Annotated in this window: 6 protein-coding genes; 2 read left to right on the plus strand and 4 right to left on the minus strand. The window is 62.2% G+C overall.

What is annotated here, in order from left to right; translation table 11 throughout:
- Positions 1-58 precede the first annotated feature (58 nt).
- Positions 59-907: a hypothetical protein gene (locus PG887_RS14520; protein ID WP_270822041.1), complete on the plus strand. Its 849-nt coding sequence runs from the start codon at positions 59-61 to the stop codon at positions 905-907.
- Between the two features lie 187 nt (positions 908-1,094).
- Here the strand turns inward: PG887_RS14520 and PG887_RS14525 are convergent, their stop codons facing one another.
- From PG887_RS14525 to rnr, 4 genes are all read right to left on the minus strand, one after another.
- Entirely contained in the window at positions 1,095-1,550 is a 456-nt protein-coding gene (locus PG887_RS14525) for a GNAT family N-acetyltransferase (protein ID WP_042878826.1), read from the minus strand.
- Between the two features lie 151 nt (positions 1,551-1,701).
- A complete protein-coding gene (locus PG887_RS14530; protein WP_042014880.1) occupies positions 1,702-2,271 on the minus strand; it encodes a Crp/Fnr family transcriptional regulator in 570 nt (189 codons plus the stop codon).
- 7 nt (positions 2,272-2,278) lie between these two features.
- Complete coding sequence (gene rlmB / locus PG887_RS14535; RefSeq protein WP_041214488.1) at positions 2,279-3,028, minus strand: 23S rRNA (guanosine(2251)-2'-O)-methyltransferase RlmB; 750 nt, start codon at positions 3,026-3,028, stop codon at positions 2,279-2,281.
- Positions 3,025-5,418, minus strand: coding sequence for a ribonuclease R (gene rnr, locus PG887_RS14540; protein ID WP_270822042.1), 2,394 nt, complete (start codon positions 5,416-5,418; stop codon positions 3,025-3,027). Before rnr ends, rlmB begins: the two co-directional genes overlap by 4 nt.
- 133 nt (positions 5,419-5,551) lie before the next feature.
- Here rnr and PG887_RS14545 point away from each other — a divergent pair, with 133 nt between their 5' ends.
- Positions 5,552-6,574: a GGDEF domain-containing protein gene (locus PG887_RS14545; RefSeq protein ID WP_199769597.1), complete on the plus strand. Its 1,023-nt coding sequence runs from the start codon at positions 5,552-5,554 to the stop codon at positions 6,572-6,574.
- Positions 6,575-6,685 lie beyond the last annotated feature (111 nt).

Here is a 6,685-nt window from a genome sequence, read left to right on the forward strand (position 1 = left end):
GCACTTTCGCGTATGCTGCCTCTTTCCCTTCTCATCATCTCGTTGCGGGAGCCCTGCCATGGAACATACCCGAGCCAGCTTCGTACTGGGCCACCATCAGGAACAGGCCAGCGTCGTCTGTTGCAAACAGGGGGATCCGACCCTGCTGGTCACCGACCTCACCCCCTTTCATCCCCAGAGCCACCTCTGGCCCGATCAACCCGGTGACGTGGGCACTGTGCGCTGGGAAGGGGGGGAAGCGGCCGTGGGCCCCTGCCGCATGGGAGCCATCAGTCCCGAGGGCGAGCTGTTCGTGGATACGGAGATTCCGGTCAAGCGGGGTGCGGATGGGTGGGCTTTCGTGGTGGTGCATCCCCTCGCCGGTTCCCATCACCTTGCCATTGGCTCGCCTGTGGAACTGACAGTGGATGCCGAGGCACGCCATGCCCTGAGCCTGGGCCACAGCGCCTGCCACCTGGTGGCACTGGCCCTCAATCGGGCGCTCACGCCCTATTGGCGAAAGGAGACAAGCGAGCTTGACGCTCTCGGGCAGCCGGATTTCGACCGCCTCGCCATCCAGCACTCCCGGGTCGAGCCCAGAGGATCAAAGGAGCAGTACCGGATCGGCAAGAGCCTTCGAAAAAAGGGAATTAACAGCGAGGCACTGCTGGCCGACCTCGACAGGATAGCGCTCCAGGTCAACGAGCAGCTGATGCGCTGGCTCAAAGAGGGAGGCGAGATCCGCCGCAGCCGGGCCGGTGATGCCATCATCGATTCCCGCTACTGGCATGGCATGGTGGACGGTCGGGAGCTCACCATTCCCTGTGGCGGCACCCATGTAAGCACTCTGACCGAGTTGGGCCAGGTTCAGGTGACGCTGGCCTCCAGTGAAGAGGGATTTACCCTCACCACCCGGGTCACTCCCTGAACCACCACAGCCTTCCTGATGTCGCACCGCCCTGACCGGGGCGGTGTCCCGACAGAGAGACCCGCAGGCAGATCAGCGCGGCGGTATCTCACCCCGGGCTGCGACCCCATGGCCACGGGGTAGCAAAAAACCATGCGATGCACCACGGATGAGGGGCCACTTGCCCCTTTCCTGGCGCCTGACGATGTCAGGCAGGCTCCCTTCGCATCCCCATGTGAGGGATGTCATCTTCCAGATATCCTTCCCCTTCGGCCACGAAACCATGCTGGCCGTAAAAACCTTGCAGGTGGGCCTGTGCACCGAGCCAGATGCTGTGTGCAGGCCAGCGAGCCTCGCACTCTCTGACCGCTTGCGCCAGCAGGCGGTGACCCAGTCCGCCCCCCCGCGACGTGGGAGAGGTGACCACACGGCCGATGGCGGCGCCGCTGCCATCACCAATGCCGGGCGCCATGATGCGGGCATAGGCCGCCAGGTGATCCCCCTCACGACCGAGCAGATGCAGCACGCCGTCACGGCGATCCAGCCCGTCCAGATCCTGGAAGGGACAGGTCTGCTCCACCACGAACACCTCGGCGCGCAGGGCAAGCAGCTCATACAATTCATCCGTGGTCAGCTCGGACCAGGATTTCATACTCCAGTTCATGAATGACTCCTGTTTAATGGGGTCTGACAGCATAATCTTGCTCCCGACGAGGGGCATTAACCTTGGTTAAGTTGGCCCCCTTCTCATCCAATGCGGACATGGTCGACAAAGAGCCGCTCTCTGCCCAGGTTCATCGGCAATCCCTTCTGGCTCAACCCTGATCGCGCGTTTTCAGCCGCCTGCGGATGCGGCTCAGGCTGATGGGGGTGATCCCCAGATAGGCGGCAATCTGGTGATCCGGAACCCTGGCATCCAGCGCGGGGAAGCTGCGCAGAAAATGCTGATAGCGCGCCTCTGGGCCCCCGGTCAGCAGCAACAGCTCTTTCTCCTCCTTGATGCGCAGTTGCACTTCAAGGAGATGGTGATACCAGGCGGGCCAGCAAGGGAGTCGGCGCAGATCCGCCAGCGGAAGAAGCTGCAGTCGGCAAGGCTCCAGCGCCTCCACACTGTAGCGGGCGGGCTCACCACTGAGCAGGTGGTGGAAGTCGATAAACTCGTCCCCCTCCCAATAGAACTCCTTGATGTACTCGCGGCCATCCGCCAGCACCACCCTGGCCCGCAGCAACCCCTCCTCCACCCTGACCAGCAGCGCCGGACTGTCACCGGCATGCCAGAGGCAGGTGCGAGGGGGCAAGGTCAGGGAGCGGACAAAAGAGAGGAGGCGCTCGGCCTCCTGCTCATCTGCAACCCGTTCCCAGACAAAGGGGGGTCTGTCGGTCATCGTCTTGTCAGACGCGGCGCTGGCGCACGGCTTCGAACAGGCAAACACCGCTCGCCACCGAGACGTTGAGGCTGGATACCGCCCCCGCCATGGGGATGCTCACCAGCTCGTCGCAGTGCTCGCGGGTCAGACGGCGCATGCCCTTGCCTTCGGCCCCCATCACCAGCGCCATGGGGCCGGTGAGTTTGGCCTGATAGAGATCGTGATCCGCCTCGCCAGCGGTACCCACGATCCAGACGCCGCGCTCCTGCAGCTCGCGCAGGCTGCGGGCCAGGTTTGTGACCTGGATGAGCGGCACCACTTCGGCGGCGCCACAGGCGACCTTGCGCACCACGGACGTGAGGCCTGTGGCCTTGTCCCGCGGCACGATCACCGCATGCACCCCGGCCGCATCGGCACTGCGCAGACAGGCGCCGAGATTGTGCGGGTCGGTCACCCCGTCCAGTACCAGCAGGAAGGGCGCTGTCTCTTGCGCCGCCAGACCGTCCAGCAGACTGGCCAGGTCGTGCTCGGCCAGCTTGGGCGCTTCAATCACCTTGGCCATGATGCCCTGGTGATTGTTACCTTCCGCCTTGTCATCCAGCGTCTTGCGGTTCACGCTCTGCACCCTGATACCGAGGGACTCCAGCTCGGCCAGCAGGGGATGCAGCCGCTCGTCATCGCGGCCCTTGAGAGCCCACACCTCGATGAAGCGCTCGGGGGTGCGCTCGAGCAGCGCGGAGACGGCGTGAATGCCGTAGATCAGTTCAGTACTCATTTAGTGCTCTTGGCCTTGTCGCGAGCCTTTTTGCTCGGTCGTCTGTTGCTGGGCTTGGCACGGCCACCCTTGTAGGATTTGCCGCTCTCCTTGCCCTCTTTGCGTTTCTCGTGGCGCTGGGCGCTCTTGGCCTTCTCTTTCTTGATCTCGGCCTGCTTGCGCGCCATCTCCTTGGCGTTCTTGCCGGTGGCCTTGAGGGGCTCTTCCACCATCACGAAGTCGATCTTGCGATCGTCCAGGTTCACGCCCATCACCTTGACCCGCACCTTGTCACCCAGACGGTAGCGACGGCGGAAGTTCTCGCCGATCAGCTGCTGGTGCAGCGGGTCGAACTGGTAGTAGTCGTTGGTGAGGGTGCTGACGTGCACCAGACCGTCGATGTGGATCTCCGCCAGACGCACGAAGAAGCCAAAACCGGTGACGCTGGCGATGACGCCGTCAAACTCGTCACCCACGTGATCCAGCATGTACTCGCACTTGAGCCAGTCTGCCACGTCGCGGGTGGCATCATCGGCACGGCGCTCCGTCATGGAGCAGTGCTCGCCCATCGGGTCCACTTCTTCCAGCTGGTAGTGGTAGCCACCGCTCGGGGTCCACTTGTGGCGCAGGTTGGCCTGCTGCTCCTTGGCGGTCTGGTACTTGATCGCCCGGTGCAGGATGAGATCCGGGTAGCGACGGATCGGCGAGGTGAAGTGCGCATAGGACTTCAGGGCCAGACCGAAGTGACCGATGTTGTCGGCCTGATAGATGGCCTGACGCATGGAGCGCAGCAGCATGGTGGAGAGCAATTCCGCATCCGGGCGCCCTTCGAATTTGGCGGCCAGGTCGGCAAAGTCCTTCGGCTCGGGCTCCAGGCCCCCCTTGAGCTCCAGACCCAGTTCGGCCAGGAAGTCGCGGAAGCCGGTGAGACGCTCCTCGCCCGGGCGGTCGTGCACCCGGAACAGGGCGGCGGCCTCGTTCTTCTCGATGTAGCGGGCGGCTGCCACGTTCGCCTGGATCATGCACTCTTCGATGATCTTGTGGGCGTCATTGCGCACCAGCGGTACGATACGGTCGATCTTGCGCTGGGCGTTGAAGATGAAGCGGGTCTCCTCGCTTTCGAACTCCACCGCACCGCGTTGATGGCGGGCATGCTTGAGCGCCTTGTAGAGGTTGCTCAGTTCCTCGATGTGGCCCACCAGCGGATCATACTGCTGACGCAGCTTGGGATCCCCGTCCAGGATCGCCGCTACCTTGGTGTAGGTCAGGCGAGCGTGGGAGTTCATTACCGCTTCGTAGAACTTGTAGCCGGACATGCGGCCGGCGGCGGAGATGGTCATCTCGCACACCATGCAGAGCCGGTCGACCTGCGGGTTCAGGGAACACAGACCGTTGGAGAGCACCTCCGGCAGCATGGGCACCACGAACTCGGGGAAGTAGACCGAGTTGCCGCGCTGATAGGCTTCAGTGTCGAGGGCGGTGCCCGGCTTCACGTAGGCGGAGACGTCGGCGATGGCGACCCACAGGCGCCAGCCGCCACCGCGCTTGGCTTCACAGAAGACAGCGTCATCGAAGTCGCGGGCGTCTTCCCCGTCGATGGTCACCAGCGGCAGGGCGCGCAGGTCGATGCGACCCTCTTTGGCCTTCTCCGGCACCTGCTCACCGAGACCGGCGACCTCCTTGGTCACCTCTTCCGGCCAGGTGTGCGGAATGCCGTGGGTACGCAGGGCGATCTCGATCTCCATACCGGGCGCCATGTTCTCACCCAGGACTTCCAAGACGGTACCGACCGCATTGAAGCGGGCAGTGGCGCGCTGGTTGATGCGCACGACTACGACCTGGCTCTGGCGAGCCCCCTTGTTCTCCCCTTCCGGGATGATGATGTCCTGGCCGATGCGGCTGTCATCGGGTACCACGAAACCGACGCCGTTCTCGACGAAGTAACGACCGACGATGTCCGCCTCCCGGGATTTGAGCAGGCGCACCAGACGCGCTTCCTGACGACCCTTGCGATCGATCTCGGTCGGCTGCACCAGGGCATAGTCGCCATGCATCAGGCGCTGCATCTCGCGGTTGTTCAGGAAGAGATCCGCTCCACCACCCTCGGGGCGCAGAAAACCGAATCCATCTTTGTGGCCAAGCACATAGCCTTTGACCAGATTCAGGCGATCCGGCAGGGCGTAACATTGGTTGCGGGTGAACACGAGCTGCCCGTCGCGCTCCATGGCGCGCAGACGACGTCGCAAGGCTTCCAACGGCTCTTCATCGGTCAGCTTGAGGACCTTGGCCAGCTCTTCCCGGGACATGGGTTTCTCATGGCCCTTGATGAGCTCCAGCAGCATCTCGCGACTGGCGATGGGGTTTTCGTATTTTTCGGCCTCGCGTTGGAGGAAAGGATCTTTTTGAGACATAAGCAGGCCTTAGGGTAGGTAATAACGCAGACATTATATCGGAGGGGGGAGCTAATGGCATCCATCGACTGCCTTTTGGCCATTCTCTCTGTCATACTGGACACAGTTTGCAGGTATGTGAGACTCGGAACTCATGAGCAAGGACTCGTTCGCCCAATCTGCCGCCTATTTGAAACAGGCGGTTCCCCTGATGATCAAGTATCAAATTCCCACCACGCCGAACAACTATCACCTTTGGTACAGCTATGTCTCCGGCGACATGCCCGAACTCAACCATGCCGTCGATCAGGCGATAAAACAACAGGGGACCTTCTCCCTGACCACCTGTGAGCGTCTCTACCACCAGCACCTTGCGGCTCAGGACGAGCAGCAGATCGAGGCGATGAAACTCAACCTGGCGGCCATGGCCAGCGAGCTGAGTCACTCGATGCAGGATGCCATCTCCGATACCGGGCTGTTTCAGGAGATGCTCGACAAGAGTTTCGACAAGCTGAGCAAGATAGACGACGAGGGGCTCAGCCTGGAAGACACCATGGGGATCCTGCGGGATCTCGTGCGCGAGTCGCATGACGTACGCATGTCCACCCTCCACTTTCGCAACCAGCTCAGCAGCGCCGAGAAAGAGATAAAGGAGCTGAAACAGGCCCTGAACGAGACGAGGAAGCTGGCCACCGAGGACCCGCTCACGTCTCTGCTCAATCGACGCGCCTTCGATCTCGAGATGGACAGCCTCATTCGCAGCAAGCAGCCCTTCTCCCTGATCCTGACCGATATCGATCGCTTCAAGAACTTCAACGACGAATACGGACATCTGCTGGGGGACCAGGTGCTGCGCATCGTCGGCAAGCGGCTGCGAGAGGCCAGCAAGGAGGGCATAACCGCCTATCGCCTGGGGGGTGAGGAGTTTGCCCTCTTGGTGCCAAACCGCGCCCTGGCGCTGACCCGCCAGATGGCCGAGAGCCTGCGTCGCGTCATCGAGCGGATGTCGATTCTGGATCGCAAATCCGGGCGACGCATCGATCACATCACCGCCTCGTTCGGCGTGGGGGAATACACCCCTCAGGAGACGGCAGACACCCTGATCGAGCGTACCGACAAGCTGCTCTACAAGGCCAAGGAGCTGGGACGCAATCGGGTGATGCCACTGCCCTCCTGATCCCACCAGATGCAAAAAGGCCGGTCATTGACCGCAATGCTGATCAGTTAAGGATCCATTGACCGATCCTTCTGCTGTAGGACAATCCGGAACCAATCACTAGTTCCGGAT

It is taken from the genome of Aeromonas sp. QDB14 (assembly GCF_027707845.1).
GTDB lineage: Bacteria > Pseudomonadota > Gammaproteobacteria > Enterobacterales > Aeromonadaceae > Aeromonas > Aeromonas caviae.

Excerpts from the sequence above, each read along its gene's own strand:
- PG887_RS14520 (WP_270822041.1), top strand. The coding sequence starts at position 59 with ATGGAACATACCCGAGCCAGCTTCGTACTGGGCCACCATCAGGAACAG.
- PG887_RS14545 (WP_199769597.1), top strand. The coding sequence starts at position 5,552 with ATGAGCAAGGACTCGTTCGCCCAATCTGCCGCCTATTTGAAACAGGCG.
- PG887_RS14525 (WP_042878826.1), bottom strand. The coding sequence starts at position 1,550 with ATGAACTGGAGTATGAAATCCTGGTCCGAGCTGACCACGGATGAATTG.
- rnr (WP_270822042.1), bottom strand. The coding sequence starts at position 5,418 with ATGTCTCAAAAAGATCCTTTCCTCCAACGCGAGGCCGAAAAATACGAA.
- PG887_RS14530 (WP_042014880.1), bottom strand. The coding sequence starts at position 2,271 with ATGACCGACAGACCCCCCTTTGTCTGGGAACGGGTTGCAGATGAGCAG.
- rlmB (WP_041214488.1), bottom strand. The coding sequence starts at position 3,028 with ATGAGTACTGAACTGATCTACGGCATTCACGCCGTCTCCGCGCTGCTC.